The 503-nt window shown below is 67.6% G+C and carries 1 rRNA gene and 1 pseudogene; one reads left to right on the top strand and one right to left on the bottom strand.

Features of this window, described 5'->3' with window-relative positions:
* Positions 1 to 92 (top strand): 5S ribosomal RNA (rrf, locus tag ACWC0C_RS28735); the annotation flags it as partial.
* 30 nt (positions 93 to 122) lie between these two features.
* Here rrf and ACWC0C_RS28730 read toward each other — a convergent pair.
* Positions 123 to 503: pseudogene (locus tag ACWC0C_RS28730) on the bottom strand (hypothetical protein); the annotation flags it as partial.

The raw sequence follows: 503 nt of genomic DNA, 5'->3' as shown, positions 1-503 counted from the left end.
CGCCCGGTTACATTCCGAACCCGGAAGCTAAGCCTCACAGCGCCGATGGTACTGCAGGGGGGACCCTGTGGGAGAGTAGGACGCCGCCGAACAATCTTTGGAAGGACCCCTGGTCCCAGCGTTCAGCTGGGACCAGGGGTCCTTTCGTTTTTACAATGCTTGTAGTACCGAAGACAGGAGTCACCATGTCCACCAACTCGCCCGACGACCGACCGGAGCGCGACCAGCGGCGACGGGACAGTGGTGACCGCGGTGACCGCGGCGGCTACCGGGGTGACCGTGGCGGCTACCGCCGCGACAACGACCGTGGCGGTTACGGCCGTCGCGAGGACCACCGCGCCGACCGCGGTGACCGTGGCGACCGCGGTGGCTTCCGTCGCGATGACCGGCGTGATGACCGCCGTGACGACCGTCGCGATGACCGGCGTGACGATCGTGGTGGCTTCCGTCGTGACGACCGTGGCGGTTACGGCCGTCGGGACGATCGCCGTGAGGGCGATCGG

Source organism: Streptomyces sp. NPDC001709 (assembly GCF_053596375.1).
This window is presented reverse-complemented; position numbering and strand designations above follow the sequence as displayed.